The following is a 13510-nucleotide window of genomic DNA, read 5'->3' on the forward strand; positions in this document are numbered from 1 at the left end:
GTTCGGACCGGCAGGCCCGCCCGATGGGCGTAGCATCCACCACGTGCCCCAGATCCCGAACCTCCGACCGGGAAGCCGCGGGATCGCCGCACGACGCGACCGACGGCCACTGCCGCACATCCCGGTACCGGTCGCGCGGGCGGTGGTCGACTGTGCGATCTACATCGACGGGGTGCGCCAACCCGGTCGGATCGCCTACGCCGACGCCTTCCGCACGGTCCGCGACAGCGGCGAAGGCTTCGTCTGGCTGGGACTCCATGCCCCCGACGACGACCAGATGACCGGTGTCGCCGAGGTTTTCGGTCTCCACGAGCTCGTCGTGGAAGATGCGGTGCACGCCCATCAGCGGCCGAAGCTCGAGATCTACGACGACATCCAGTTCCTCGTCCTGCGCACGGTCAAATATGTCGAGCACGACTCCATCGAGCAGGCCAGCGAGGTGGTCGAGACCGGCGAGATCATGATCTTCGTCGGACCCGACTTCGTGATCACCGTCCGTCACGGCGACCACACCCATCTGTCGGGGGTCCGGCACCGGCTCGAGGAACGCCCCGAGCGGCTCCGTGAGGGTCCGACAACGGTGATGCATGCGATCAGCGACCTCGTCGTCGACAGCTATCTGGCCGTGAGCGAGAAGATGGAGGACGACATCCTCGACATCGAACGTGCGGTGTTCGGGGCGCAGAAGAACTGGCTCAACATCGAGCCGGTGTATCTGCTCAAACGCGAGGTGCTCGAGTTGCGCCGGGCGGTCACGCCTCTGGCCGGGCCGTTGTCGAGGATCACCGCCAACGGCAATGCGCTGGTGCCCAAGGAGGTTCGGCGCCACTTCCGTGACGTCGCCGATCACCTCGCCACCGTGATCGAGCATGTGGTGGAGTACGACGAGTTGCTGAGCTCGCTGCTCGACGCCGCCGCGACCAAGGTGAGCATCCAGCAGAACGGCGACATGCGCAAGATCTCGGCATGGGTCGCGATCGGCGCCGTCCCGACCATGGTGGCCGGGCTGTACGGGATGAACTTCGAGTACATGCCCGGCTCCGACGACCGCCCCGGGTTCTTCATCGTGGTGGTCGCGCTGGTGCTCGCCTGCGTCGGACTGTGGGCGGTGTTCCGGCGTCACCACTGGCTGTGACGGCCGGGTCGTCACATGGTGGCGGGGCTGCGGTGCGGGTCGGTGACGTCGATACCCGCCTCGGACCACGCCTCCCGTAGTGCGTCAACACCTTTCAGACGCATCCAGGCCGCCTCGTTGGCGGTGATCGGAACCGCCCGCAGAAACCGGACGGGATCCATCGGATCGGGCAGCGAGAGTTGGCCCAGCACATCATCGTCGGTGATGAATGCGGTGAAAGGCGCACCGTCCCACAGCGGTTCCCCGAGGTCGAGCAGCGCATCGGTACCCAGGATCAGACCCTCGACGGCCGGTGCCGCAGCCAGCGTCGCCATCCGGCGGTGCAGCCCCGGCAGGGCCACCCCGGCCTGCAGCCGCACCACGAGTTCGACGCGCGGTCCGCGCACCGGATCCGGGTTGAGATCCCCCGGGTCCGACATCGGGTGCCGAGCGCACCCCACCGTCACATAGGTGACCTCCGCATCGGCGGCGAAGCGCACCACGTCGATGGGCTCCACCCCCAGAAAGGTGACCGAGGCCCGCTGCGGTTGTCCGCCGAAGGACTCGACGAGGTGACTGTTGATCAGGTCGGTCACAGAAGCACTCACGCGTCAACGGTAGCGTTTGCGGCCTCGACGTCGTGAACGAGCCGACCAGCAGCCCCGGGCACACGCTAGCCTGGGACGGTGGTGAATGTCCTGGCCGTCGCGGACGAGGTGGTGGACTCGCTCACGCTCGGACGCGGGGCGATCGGACACCCCGACCTCGTCCTGGCTGCCGGTGACCTGCCGTTCGACTACCTCGAGACCCTGGCCACCGTCTACGACGTGCCGTGTGTCTTCGTTCCCGGCAACCACGACCGCGACCTGGGCGGATACCGTCGCGGACGCACCGGCTGGACGCGTGCGGGCATGCCGGCCACCTCCCCCGGCCCGGCCGGCGCGGTCAATGCCGACGGGCGGACGGTGACGGTGGCGGGACTGCGGATCAGCGGGCTCGGGGGCAGCCCGCGCTACAGCGACGGACCGAATCAGTACAGCGAGTCACGCCAGCGCATGCGGTCGTGGGGACTGCGGCTGCGCCCACGCACCGCACGCCCGCACATCCTGCTGACCCACGCCCCCGCCCGTGGGGTCGGCGACGCCGACGACCGCCCGCATCGCGGATTCGCCTGCTACCACGGCCTCGTCGCCCATCTGCGGCCGACACTGCTGATCCACGGACACATCCACCCCTACGGCGCACATCCCGCCGACCGGCCCATCGGCACCGGCACCGTGTCGATGAACGTCGTCGGATACTGCCAGTTCGAGATCGACCCCGCCACCGGCGACGTCGAGGTGATGAGGCGCAGACATGGCGCGTGACACCGGTTTTCCCGACGCCGACGCCGAGAACGACTTCCAGCGCATGCGGCGGCATGCCGAACTGGCCCGCCTCACCCAGTGGTTCACCCGCCAACCCGCCGACGTCAACACCATCCTGCCCTTCGACGAGGTCGTCGCCGCCCTCGGCCGCACCGGTGAGACCGCCCTCGGCCTGTTGCCGGTGGAGGTCTCCTCGATCGTCGGAAGCGTGGACCGCACAAAGGATTTCGACAGGTACTTCCGCCCCACGTCCTCACGGATCCGGGAACGGTGGCAGCGCCTGGCGGCGGCCCAGCGGCGCGGCGAGTCGGTGCCCCCGGTGCGGCTCTACCGGATCGGGACGATGCACTTCGTGATCGACGGACACCACCGGATCTCGATCGCCATCGCCCGGCACCTGCACACCATCGACGCCTACGTCACCGAGATCCACACGCGGATCTCACCGGAGGGCATCAACGTGACCGGCGACCTGATCCTCAAGGACCACCGCCGGCTGTTCCTCACCCGGGTGCCGCTGCCCACCGCGCAGGCGGAGGTGATCCGCTTCGGCGACCCGTTCGACTACGCCGAACTCGCCGAATGCGTGGAGGCGTGGGGGTTTCGTGCCGCCCAGGAGATCGGCGAGTTCATCAGCCGCACCGATGTGGCGCGCCGCTGGTTCGGCGAGGAGTTCCTCCCGGTGGTGCGCATGGCCCGGCGCGCGAACGTCCGGCCCGACCTCACCAGCGACTCCGAGCTGTACCTGTGGCTCGCCTGCGAACGCTACCGGCTGGTGCGCAAACACATCTGGGACGACGCGATCATCGACGAACTCCGCGACCACCCGCCACGCCGCCGCTGAACGGTCCCCGGTACCGCCCGTCACGGCCGGCGCCGGGGACACCGTTCAGCGCAGGTTCAGGCCCGACTCCTGGTCGAAGACCGCGACCTTGGCCGGGTCGAACCACAGCTCGGCGCGCGTCCCCCGACGCACCTGCGATTCCGGCGAGAGTCGCGCGATCATCTGTCCCCCACCGAGGTCGGCACCCGACTCCGCCGACAACTCGGCCAGCGCATCGTTGGCCGAGCGGGCCGACCCGATCGTGAAGTAGGCGTAGTTGTCCGATCCCATCGACTCGAGGACGTCGACGTCGGCGTCGAAACTCTTTCCCCGCGAACGGGTGTCGGCATCGAGGAGCGCCGCGTCCTCTAGATGCTCGGGGCGGATGCCGATCAGCACATGACCATTGCTGTGCACCGCCGACGCCTTTGCGGTGACCGACTGGTGATCGTGCAGCGGGATGGTGCCGATCGGGGTCGAGATCCCCTGCGCTCCCAGCGTTCCGGGCAGAAAGTTCATCGCCGGGGAGCCGATGAACCCGGCCACGAACACATTGGCGGGCTGGTTGTAGAGCTCCTGCGGGGTACCGATCTGCTGCACGTGGCCCGAACGCATCACCACGACCCGATCGCCGAGCGTCATCGCCTCGGTCTGGTCGTGGGTCACATACACCGTCGTGGTGCCCAGACGTGCCTGCAGACGGGCGATCTCGGCGCGCATCTGCACGCGCAGCTTGGCGTCGAGATTCGACAGCGGCTCGTCCATCAGGAACGCCTTGGGCGAGCGGACGATCGCCCGGCCCATCGCCACGCGCTGACGCTGACCACCGGACAGGTTGGCGGGCTTGCGATCCAGGTACGGTCCGAGGTCGAGAATCCGCGCGGCCTCGTCGACCTTGGTCCGGATCTCGTCCTTGGGCAGCTTGGCGAGGGTGAGCGGGAAGGCGATGTTGTCGCGCACCGACATGTGCGGGTAGAGCGCGTAGCTCTGGAACACCATCGCGATGTCGCGGTCCTTGGGTGCGCGCTCGTTGACCCGTTGCCCCGCGATCCGCAGCTCACCGTCGGTGATGTCCTCCAGGCCGGCGATCATGTTGAGCGTGGTGGACTTTCCGCACCCGGAGGGCCCGACCAGGATGATGAACTCGCCGTCGGCGATCTCGACGTTCACGCCGTGTACCGCGGTCGAACCGTCGGGGTACTGCTTGGTGACATTGTCCAGGACGATATCTGCCATGGGGTTATCCCTTCACCGCACCGGAGGTCAGCCCGGCGACGATTCGACGTTGGAAGAAGAGCACGAAGATGATGATCGGAATGGTGATGACGACGGCGGCCGCCGCGATCGACCCGGTCGGTTCCTCGAATTGGGTGCTGCCGGTGAAGTTCGCGATCGCCACCGGGGCGGTGATGGCCCGCTCGGTCGACGTCAGCGACAGGGCGAGCAGCAGGTCGTTCCAGGCGAAGATGAACACCAGGATCGCCGCGGTCACCACACCCGGCGCCGCCAGCGGTGCGATCACCTTGCGGAACGCCTGCCACGGTGTGGCGCCGTCCATCTTGGCGGCCTTCTCCAGCTCCCACGGGATCTCCCGGAAGAACGCCGAGAGCGTGTAGATCGCCAGCGGCAGCGCAAAGGTGATGTACGGCAGGATCAGACCGGCCCACGTGTCGAACAGCCCGATCCGGCGCTCGATGTTGAACAGCGGGGTGACCAGCGAGATCTGCGGGAACATCGCGATCAGCAGAGCCGCACCGATCAGCAGCCGCGTACCCGGGAAGTCCAGGCGCGCGACCGCATAGGCGGCCATCGTGCCGAGGATCACCGCGATCACGGTGGTGATCAGCCCGATCCCGATCGAGTTGATCAGGGCGCTGGTGAAGGCACTCGTGGAGAAGATGCCGGAGTAGTTCTCCAGCGTCCACTCCCGCGGGAAGAAGTTGCCGTCGGTGACGCTCGACGGCGGCTTGAACGACAGGCTGAGGATCCACAGCAGCGGGATGATCGCGTACAGGACGACCAGGATGTTGGCGATCGCCCACCAGAACTTGGACTTGACGCTGTGTGCCACCGGGCCCTACCTCCCCTCGGAATCGGAACCCGGCGCGGCGGTGCCGAATACCTTGATGAAGATGAACGCGATGATCGCGACGCAGATGAAGATCAGGATCGAGATCGCCGATCCCACGCCGAGATTGAACGCCTTGAACAGGTTGTCGTAGCCGAGCATCGAGACCGAGTACGTGTTGTTGGAACCCCTGGTGAGCACGTAGATGTTGTCGAACACCCGGAATGCGTCGAGGGTGCGGAACAGCAGCGCGACCAGGATCGCCGGCTTCATCAGCGGAAGGATGATGCGCCACAGGCGCGTCCACGCCCCGGCACCGTCGACCTGGGCGGCCTTGAGTAGATCGTCGGGCACCAGGGCCAGACCGGCCAGCAACAGCAGCGCCATGAACGGGGTGGTCTTCCACACCTCGGCGAGCACGATGATCGCCAGCGACGGCCACTGTTCGGTCAGTGGCGCGCTGCCGTCGGGCAGCAGGTTCGCGAGATAGCCGGTGCCCGGGGTCCAGGCGTAGTACCACGAGAACGCCGCGGCGACGGTCACGATGCCGTACGGGATGAGCACCACGGTACGAATCGTGCCGCGGCCGAACAGGGTTCGATGCATGACGAGTGCGATCGCCATACCCAGGACGAACTCGATGATCACCGACACCACCGTGATACCCACGGTGACACCGAATGCCGTCCACCAGTATCCGTCACTCAGCACGGTGCCGTAGTTGGAGAACCAGACGAACTCGCGTTCACCCGGCGCCGACAGGCTCGCCTTGTTCAGCGACAGCCAGACCGCGTAGACGATCGGATAGCCGGTGACCAGCGCCATCATCAGGACCGCGGGCAGGACCAGCCAGAACGCCAGTCGCCGTTCGGCTTTCTTGCCCTCGCTCAGCCGCGCCGGCTTGCGCTCGGGCTCCGGTTGCGGGGCCACCGCGGTGGCGACTCCCGCGGGCGCGGGGGCCGGTGCCCACCGGTCGTCCCCGCCGGCGGCACCCGCCGGTGCGATCTCCGCGGGTCGGGTCACCTTGCCGAGATCGGCCACGGGATCTCCGGTGCCGCGGCCGGCGGGACCCGAACCGCCCGGGTCGTCGGGGGCCTTCCAGATCTCCGAATGCACCGTGGGACCGAAGGTGTGCGGTTGCGTCACGTCCAGACCACGGTCATCCGACGGCTGACGCCCGGAACCCGGCCCGGCGTCGGGCATGGAATGCCGTCCGCGACGCGGGTTCTCGTCGTCGTTGCCCCCGGTGGCGGAATTGTCGCCGGTCGTGGGATTGTCACCGGTCATGGGATGAGCCCCTCCCCGTTGATCGCCTTGCGGACGGCGTCGGCCAGCTGATCGACGAGCACCTCGGGATCCCAGGCGCCGACGGGCGAGAGCTTGGCCTGCACCAGCGTCGAGATCGCCTGATAGTCGGGTGACTTCGGGCGTGACACGGCGTGACCGGCCTCCAGCTGCTGCCTGATGAGATCGCTCATCGGGTACGTCGCCTTGAACTCCTGGTCGTCGTAGAGCTCCCGGTTCACCGGCGGTGTCCCCGCGTTGATCGCATAGTACTTCTGCGCGGTCTGGCTGGTGATGCACGCCGCCGCCCTGAAGGCGAGGTCGCGCTGTTTGGACGTGCTGGCCACCGCGATGTTCAGACCGCCGATCGTACTGCGGGCCTGCATCGTCGGGCTCACACCGGGATAGGCGGCGAAGTCGAACTTCTCCCGGATCTTGGCGTTGATCGGAGCGAGCTGACGCAACTGCTCGACGGTCGGCGGGTTGTCCAGACCCGACAGGAAGTCCTTGTACTGACCGAGGTCGGTCAGGAAGGGCACACTGCCCGCGGCACCGTTCTCACGGATGCCGCTGAACACGAAGGGCCAGTTGACCTCATAGATCGCCTTGCCGCTCTCCATCCCGAGGCGTGCCGCGCCCTCGTCGGAGTTGGTCAGCGACGGGTCGTGACCGGGCGCGGTCGCGATCTGCTTCATCACCGTCAGCGCCTTGACCGTCGCCGCGCGATGCTCGGGGGTGTCGTCGAGCGTCACCTTGTTCGGGTCCTCGGGATCGACGACCTGCCCGCCGGCACTGGCCAGCACCGAGTTGAACCACACCATCAGGCCCTCGTACTGACGGCCCTGCACCATGATCCAGGTCGGTCCGCCCGTGGCGCCGCTCTTCGCGGCGTCGGCGAGCATGGCGTCCCACGTGGATGCCGGCGCCCGCTGCCCGAGGTCACGCACGACGTCCTTGCGGTACCAGAGCAACTGCGTGTTGGTCCAGATCGGGATCGCGTACAGGTGCTGACGATCGTCGGAGGGAGTGCGCCACAACGCGGTGTCGAGCGGACCACCGAGCGTGGACCGGGTGACCTCGGCGGCGAGATCCTCGGGTACCGGCACCAGCCAGCCCGCATCGGCGAACTCGGCGGTCCACACCACGTCCATGCCCATCAGGTCCAGGCTGTGGTCGTTGCCGGCCAGCCGCCGGGCGAGCTGCAGACGCTGGTCGTCTGCGCCCTTGGGCAGGGAGGTGGTGACGATCCGGTATTCACCGTTGGACTCTGCCGAACACTTGTCGGCCTGCGCCGCGATCGAATCCGCACCGTCGGCAGGCGGATACAGGTGCAGGACCCCCTCCTCGTAGCCCGAACCGCAGGCCGAGACCACCGGAATCGCCACGGCCAGCGCCGCGGCGGCGACGAGTGCCTTTCTCTTCAGCCCCCGAACCGGTTGCCGACTCCGACCAGCAATGCCCGTCCTTCGCCGCACGCAGCCTCCTCGATGTCGTGGATCTCGGGGGCAGGCGTCGAACACACGCCCCCGCAATCGTCTGGAGGTTACGCTAGACCCAGGCCCGTGTGACGATCAACACAATCGGGATGAACGTGCCATTTCGCGGCCGATCGTGACGTGCCCGTGTTGTTCGGTTCGGGGTTGCCACATCGGGGATTCGGCATCGTGGTGCACCGGTACCGTCGCCATCCGGGTACCGGTGTGATCCCCGCCTCGTCCGGGCCGGACAGGGCCCACGGGTACCCGGTGTGATGGGTGCCACCGGCGATCCGAGAACGTTGCGGCCCCGGCGATCTGCACTCGACCCGCGGACGTTCAGGGGTCGAGGCGACTCAGGGGTTGAGACGGGCGAGCATGTCGCGGGCCTTCTCCGCACTCTTGGGATCGCAGAGGACGTCGTAACGCCCGGCGACCAGCTGCATGGTGGAGGCGAAGTCGCGCTGACCGCGGGTCGCCGCGTACGGGATGGTGGCCGAGATCAGGCCGAAGACGATGCCGCCGACCAGGCCGAAGAGGATGGGTACCAACGGGTTTCCGGTGACGACCAGGGACACCAGCAGACCGAAGAACAGGCCCAGCCATGCGCCCGAGACGATGCCGCCGCCGATCACCTTGCCCCACGTGAGACGACCGATCACACGCTCCACCTGCATCAGGTCGACGCCGACGATGGTGACGTCCTCGACGGTGAAGTGCTCGTCGGACAGGTAGTCGACCGCGCGCTGCGCCTCGGCGTAGGTCGTGTACGAACCGATCGGCCAGCCCTTCGGTGGCGTCGGCAGACCCGGCGTCTGACGCGACGGCTGCATCGGGTTGCTCACTGTTCTGTCCTCCCAGTCACTACCCTTGCTCTCATGTCGGCGGTGAGCAAGGTGTTCGTGGCCAGGTTAGTCGGATTGGCCGTCCTTGGTCCCGACGGTGAGTCGATCGGTCGTGTCCGCGATGCGGTGATCGCCGTGCGTATGCCGGGCCAGCAGCCACGCGCGTTGGGCCTGGCCGTCGAATTGACCACGCGACGGCGCATCTTCGTGCCGATGCTGCGGGTCACCTCGATCGAGCCGGGCGCGGTGACCCTCAACACCGGGACCGTCAGTCTGCGCCGGCTGCACCTGCGTCCGGGAGAGGCGCTGGCGATCGGCCAGCTGCTCGACACCCGGGTCCGGATCGACGATCCCGATCTCGACGATCTGGCCGACGTCGACGTGACCGTGGTCGACCTCGGGCTCGAACGCACCCGCACCCGTGACTGGGTGGTCTCGCGGGTCGCCATCCGGCCGGTGCGGCGCGGACTGCGGCGCGGGGAGACCCATGTCGTGGACTGGCGACATGTCCACGGCCTCAACCAGGCCGCGCTCGAACTCCCCGGGCAGGGGGTGGCGCTGGCGCTGCTGCAGTTCGAGGGGATGCGCGCGGCCGACGTCGCCAACGCGCTGCGGGAGCTGCCCACCAAACGGCGCGACGAGATCGCCGCGGCACTCGACGACGAACGGCTCGCCGACATCCTGCAGGAGCTGCCGCCCGACGACCAGACCGACCTGCTCGCCCACCTCCACGTCGACCGGGCCGTCGACATCCTCGAGGCGATGGATCCCGACGACGCCGCCGACCTCCTCGGCGAACTGCCCGACACCGAGGCCGAGTCCTTCCTGAGCCGGATGGACCCCGAGGAGTCCGAGCCGGTGCGCCGGCTGCTGACCCACTCCCCCGACACCGCAGGCGGTCTGATGACCTCCGAACCGATCATCGTCGACCCGTCGACGACGGTCGCCGAGGCGCTCGCCCGGGTGCGCGACCCCGACATGACCCCGGCCGCGGCCAGCCTGGTGTTCGTCGTGCGCCCGCCGACGTCCACCCCGACCGGGAAATACCTCGGGTGTGTGCACATGCAGGCGCTGTTGCGCGAACCCCCCGCCAACATCGTCGGCGGCATCCTCGACACCGACCTCGCCCATCTCAGTCCGGAGGACTCCCTGGAGACCGTCACCCGTTACTTCGCCACCTACAACCTCGTGTGCGGTCCGGTGGTCGACGATCAGCGGCATCTGCTCGGCGCGGTCAGCGTCGACGACCTCCTCGACGAGCTGCTGCCGCGTGACTGGCGCGAGACCGAGCCCGCCGACGAGGTGACGCCGTGACCGAATCACGAGGCCGTCGTCTCGACACCCCCCGCGAATCGCGGCGACCGAGGTTCAATCTCGACTCCGACATCGTCGGCGTCTACAGCGAACGCGTCGCCCGATTCCTGGGCACCGGACGCTATCTGGCCATCCAGACGGTGATCGTGATCGTGTGGATCGCGCTCAACCTGTGGGCGATCGCGATCCGCTGGGACCCGTACCCGTTCATCCTGCTCAACCTGGCGTTCTCCACCCAGGCCGCCTACGCCGCCCCGTTGATCCTGCTGGCCCAGAACCGGCAGGAGAACCGTGACAAGGTGTCGCTGGAGGAAGACCGGATGCGTGCCGCCCAGACCAAGGCCGACACCGAGTTCCTGGCCCGCGAGCTGGCCGCGGTACGACTGGCCGTCGGCGACACCGTCACCCGCGACTATCTGCGCAAAGAGCTCGACGACCTGCTCGACGAGCTCACCGATCGCCTCGCCGCCCGGGCGGAGGGGCTCGACCGGCCCGCCGACGGACGCGGCCACCACGGCGACGATCGTGGCCGGGGCGAGCAGCGCGGTTCCGGCCATCGAGATGCAGATGGTGAATCCGGGGTTCCGTTCCGCGACAATCGGAGCTGATTGTATGGTGGTCCCCATCGGCCGAAGGTGAGTTGCGCCCCGTCGCACCGACCCACTCGGACCGAGATCGCTCTCACGGGGGCGGGGGAATCGTGCGATGGAACATGATGGGGTGTGACGACGTGACAGGGCTGTGTACAGCGCCAGGGGATGTTGCGGCGCGCGTGGTTCGTGCGGTGCCCGACAGTGCCGCAAAATTCGTGGTTCTTGGCGGCAAAACACTGAAAACCATTGCAGCACAGGGTGTTTCGATGTCCGCGAATCGAGCCGGCCGATGAGGGCGCCCCGGTTGTTCCGCCGTTCCCGCGGCCCGCGCCGCAACGGTCCGGTGTCGCGGCGCGTGGTCACCGTCGGTGCCGGCAGCGCCCTGGTCGCCGCGATGGTGCTCGGTGCCGCCACCTCCAGCGCCCACGAGTCGGTGGTGCCCATCGCCGCCGACGACACGCCGCATGCGGTGGCCGATGTGGCCGTCGCCGCACCGGTGACCCTGCTCGGTTTCGCCCCGCCGGCCGCTCGGCCCGCCCCGGCTGCGGCCACCCCACAGCTACGCCTGGCCGCCGATCTGCCGACCGGTCCGCTCGGCATCCCCGGTGTGGTGCTGCAGGCCTACAAGCTGGCCGCGAACCGGGTGGCCGCCGAGTCACCGGCATGCAAACTCCCCTGGTTCCTGCTCGCCGGGATCGGCCGGATCGAGTCCAATCACGCGAGCAACGGATCGGTGGACCAGTTCGGCACCACCATCAACCCGATCGCCGGGCCGGTCCTGGACGGATCGCTGGCCGGTAACGAGGTGATCCGCGACACCGACGGCGGTGCCGTCGACGGGGACCCGAACCACGACCGCGCGATGGGGCCGATGCAGTTCATCCCCAGCACCTGGAAGGCCTGGGGCACCGATGCCAACGGTGACGGCAAGGCCGACCCGAACAACATCTTCGACGCCACCTACTCCTCGGGCCGCTACCTGTGCGCCGGGGTCTCCGACATCATGAGTGACGACCACAAGGTGTCCGCGGTGATGCGGTACAACCATTCACTCGAGTACGCCCGCAACGTGCTGTCGTGGGCGGCGGCCTATGCCACCGGTGTGATGCCGACCAACCCGATCCCCGAACCGAAGCGCGCCTCGACGTCGACGTCGAAGAGCCCGTCGCGGCCGTCGTCGTCGCGGCCCAGCGGCCCGTCGTCGGCGCCGTCGGTACCCGGATCGCCGAGTCCGAGCACCCCGACCCAACAGTGCTTCGGTCCGGTCTGCCTGCCGCCGGGGATCACCGTGCCCGGCCAGCCCGCACCTGCACCGACACCGTCGCCCAAGCGCACCACACCGACCACCACACCGGCCCGGTGACCGCCTGTGCCGTCCCGGTGACCGGTGCGCCGACCGCGGATCGGGGTCGTCGTCACCGGCGGCTAGGCTGGTGGAGATGACTACCGGAGTGACCCCCAGCGAATCCGCGGTCCGCGCAGCCCTGTCGAAGGTGTCGGACCCCGAGATCGGCAAGCCCATCACCGACCTGGGCATGGTGAAGTCGATCGCCGTCAACGACGACGCGAGCGTCGACGTGACGGTGTATCTGACCACCTCCGGTTGTCCGATGCGCACCGAGATCAGCGGGCGGGTCGAGCGCGCCGTCGCCGACGTCCCCGGTGTCGGCACCGTGCGCGTGGACCTCGACGTGATGGACGACGCCCAGCGGTCCGAGCTCCGCAAGAAGCTGCGCGGCGATTCCGCCGAGCCGGTGATCCCGTTCGCCCAGCCCGGTTCGCTCACCCGCGTGTACGCCGTCGCCTCCGGCAAGGGCGGTGTGGGCAAGTCGTCGGTGACGGTGAACCTGGCGTGTGCCCTCGCCGAGCGCGGCCTGTCGGTGGGCGTACTCGACGCCGACATCTACGGCCATTCGGTCCCGCGCATGCTGGGCAGCGACGCCAAGCCGACGCAGGTCGAGAAGATGATCATGCCGCCCATCTCGCACGGGGTGAAGTTCATCTCGATCGGCCAGTTCACCAGCGGGAACACGCCGGTCACCTGGCGTGGACCGATGCTGCACCGCGCGCTGCAGCAGTTCCTCGCCGACGTCTACTGGGGCGACCTCGACGTGCTGCTGCTCGATCTGCCGCCGGGCACCGGTGACGTCGCCATCTCCATCGCACAGCTGATCCCGGGTGCGGAGATCCTGGTGGTCACCACACCGCAGCAGGCGGCCGCCGAGGTGGCCGAACGCGCCGGTGCGATCGCCCTGCAGACCCGCCAGAAGATCCTCGGCGTGGTCGAGAACATGTCGTGGATGGAACTGCCCGACGGCACCCGGATGGAGCCGTTCGGGTCCGGTGGCGGCCAGACCGTCGCCGATCGCCTCACCCGTATGGTCGGCGCGAACGTCGACCTGCTCGGTCAGGTCCCGCTCGAGACCGCGCTACGCGAGGGCGGCGACGCCGGGCAGCCGGTCGTGCTGTCGGCGCCGGAGTCGGCGTCGGGATCGGCATTGCGCGCGATCGCCGAGAAGCTCGCGGTGCGGCGTCGTGGACTGGCCGGCATGAGTCTGGGCATCGACACCACACGCCACAACTGACCAACTGACCCGGCGCCATCGGGATACCGCCGTCAGACAGCG

Annotated in this window: 13 protein-coding genes; 7 read left to right on the forward strand and 6 right to left on the reverse strand. The window is 68.3% G+C overall.

What is annotated here, in order from left to right; genetic code table 11:
* Positions 1 to 52: 52 nt before the first annotated feature.
* Positions 53 to 1135, forward strand: a complete 1083-nt coding sequence (locus Q9K23_RS04170; RefSeq protein ID WP_174519032.1) for a magnesium and cobalt transport protein CorA — start codon at positions 53 to 55, stop codon at positions 1133 to 1135.
* Between the two features lie 11 nt (positions 1136 to 1146).
* Here the strand turns inward: Q9K23_RS04170 and Q9K23_RS04175 are convergent, their stop codons facing one another.
* Positions 1147 to 1722, reverse strand: a complete 576-nt coding sequence (locus Q9K23_RS04175; RefSeq protein WP_053778000.1) for a suppressor of fused domain protein — start codon at positions 1720 to 1722, stop codon at positions 1147 to 1149.
* Positions 1723 to 1800: 78 nt separating this feature from the next.
* Here Q9K23_RS04175 and Q9K23_RS04180 point away from each other — a divergent pair, with 78 nt between their 5' ends.
* Together Q9K23_RS04180 and Q9K23_RS04185 are read left to right on the forward strand one after the other, a co-directional pair.
* Entirely contained in the window at positions 1801 to 2481 is a 681-nt protein-coding gene (locus Q9K23_RS04180; protein WP_053778001.1) for a metallophosphoesterase, read from the forward strand.
* Positions 2471 to 3325 carry a hypothetical protein gene (locus tag Q9K23_RS04185; RefSeq protein ID WP_020792397.1) on the forward strand — a complete coding sequence of 285 codons (855 nt, stop codon included), beginning with the start codon at positions 2471 to 2473 and terminating at the stop codon, positions 3323 to 3325. Before Q9K23_RS04180 ends, Q9K23_RS04185 begins: the two co-directional genes overlap by 11 nt.
* 45 nt (positions 3326 to 3370) lie before the next feature.
* Here Q9K23_RS04185 and ugpC read toward each other — a convergent pair whose 3' ends face one another.
* From ugpC to Q9K23_RS04210, 5 genes are all read right to left on the reverse strand, one after another.
* Positions 3371 to 4540 (reverse strand): sn-glycerol-3-phosphate ABC transporter ATP-binding protein UgpC, encoded by a 1170-nt coding sequence (gene ugpC / locus Q9K23_RS04190; RefSeq protein WP_053778002.1) that lies wholly within the window; start codon positions 4538 to 4540, stop codon positions 3371 to 3373.
* 4 nt (positions 4541 to 4544) lie between these two features.
* Positions 4545 to 5375 (reverse strand): carbohydrate ABC transporter permease, encoded by an 831-nt coding sequence (locus Q9K23_RS04195; protein ID WP_020792395.1) that lies wholly within the window; start codon positions 5373 to 5375, stop codon positions 4545 to 4547.
* A 6-nt stretch (positions 5376 to 5381) separates the two neighbouring features.
* Entirely contained in the window at positions 5382 to 6659 is a 1278-nt protein-coding gene (locus tag Q9K23_RS04200; protein ID WP_082366003.1) for a sugar ABC transporter permease, read from the reverse strand.
* Positions 6656 to 8041 (reverse strand): extracellular solute-binding protein, encoded by a 1386-nt coding sequence (locus tag Q9K23_RS04205; protein WP_244882607.1) that lies wholly within the window; start codon positions 8039 to 8041, stop codon positions 6656 to 6658. Before Q9K23_RS04205 ends, Q9K23_RS04200 begins: the two co-directional genes overlap by 4 nt.
* 446 nt (positions 8042 to 8487) lie before the next feature.
* Positions 8488 to 8976, reverse strand: coding sequence for a general stress protein (locus Q9K23_RS04210; RefSeq protein WP_020791551.1), 489 nt, complete (start codon positions 8974 to 8976; stop codon positions 8488 to 8490).
* Positions 8977 to 9009: 33 nt separating this feature from the next.
* On the opposite strand from Q9K23_RS04210, the gene Q9K23_RS04215 reads away from it, so the two are divergent.
* From Q9K23_RS04215 to Q9K23_RS04230, 4 genes are all read left to right on the forward strand, one after another.
* Positions 9010 to 10290: a CBS domain-containing protein gene (locus Q9K23_RS04215; RefSeq protein WP_053778003.1), complete on the forward strand. Its 1281-nt coding sequence runs from the start codon at positions 9010 to 9012 to the stop codon at positions 10288 to 10290.
* Positions 10287 to 10898 (forward strand): DUF1003 domain-containing protein, encoded by a 612-nt coding sequence (locus Q9K23_RS04220; RefSeq protein ID WP_053778004.1) that lies wholly within the window; start codon positions 10287 to 10289, stop codon positions 10896 to 10898. The genes Q9K23_RS04215 and Q9K23_RS04220 overlap by 4 nt, the downstream gene beginning before the upstream one ends.
* Before the next feature lie 274 nt (positions 10899 to 11172).
* Positions 11173 to 12246: a lytic transglycosylase domain-containing protein gene (locus tag Q9K23_RS04225; RefSeq protein ID WP_053778005.1), complete on the forward strand. Its 1074-nt coding sequence runs from the start codon at positions 11173 to 11175 to the stop codon at positions 12244 to 12246.
* Positions 12247 to 12322: 76 nt separating this feature from the next.
* Positions 12323 to 13468: an Mrp/NBP35 family ATP-binding protein gene (locus tag Q9K23_RS04230; protein ID WP_053778025.1), complete on the forward strand. Its 1146-nt coding sequence runs from the start codon at positions 12323 to 12325 to the stop codon at positions 13466 to 13468.
* Positions 13469 to 13510 lie beyond the last annotated feature (42 nt).

The organism is Gordonia sp. NB41Y (genome assembly GCF_030718915.1).
Lineage (GTDB): Bacteria > Actinomycetota > Actinomycetes > Mycobacteriales > Mycobacteriaceae > Gordonia > Gordonia desulfuricans.

Bases quoted from the DNA above. Each gene is read 5' to 3' on its own strand.
- ugpC (WP_053778002.1), bottom strand. From the start codon at position 4,540: ATGGCAGATATCGTCCTGGACAATGTCACCAAGCAGTACCCCGACGGT.
- Q9K23_RS04200 (WP_082366003.1), bottom strand. From the start codon at position 6,659: ATGACCGGTGACAATCCCACGACCGGCGACAATTCCGCCACCGGGGGC.
- Q9K23_RS04230 (WP_053778025.1), top strand. From the start codon at position 12,323: ATGACTACCGGAGTGACCCCCAGCGAATCCGCGGTCCGCGCAGCCCTG.
- Q9K23_RS04225 (WP_053778005.1), top strand. From the start codon at position 11,173: ATGAGGGCGCCCCGGTTGTTCCGCCGTTCCCGCGGCCCGCGCCGCAAC.
- Q9K23_RS04215 (WP_053778003.1), top strand. From the start codon at position 9,010: ATGTCGGCGGTGAGCAAGGTGTTCGTGGCCAGGTTAGTCGGATTGGCC.
- Q9K23_RS04185 (WP_020792397.1), top strand. From the start codon at position 2,471: ATGGCGCGTGACACCGGTTTTCCCGACGCCGACGCCGAGAACGACTTC.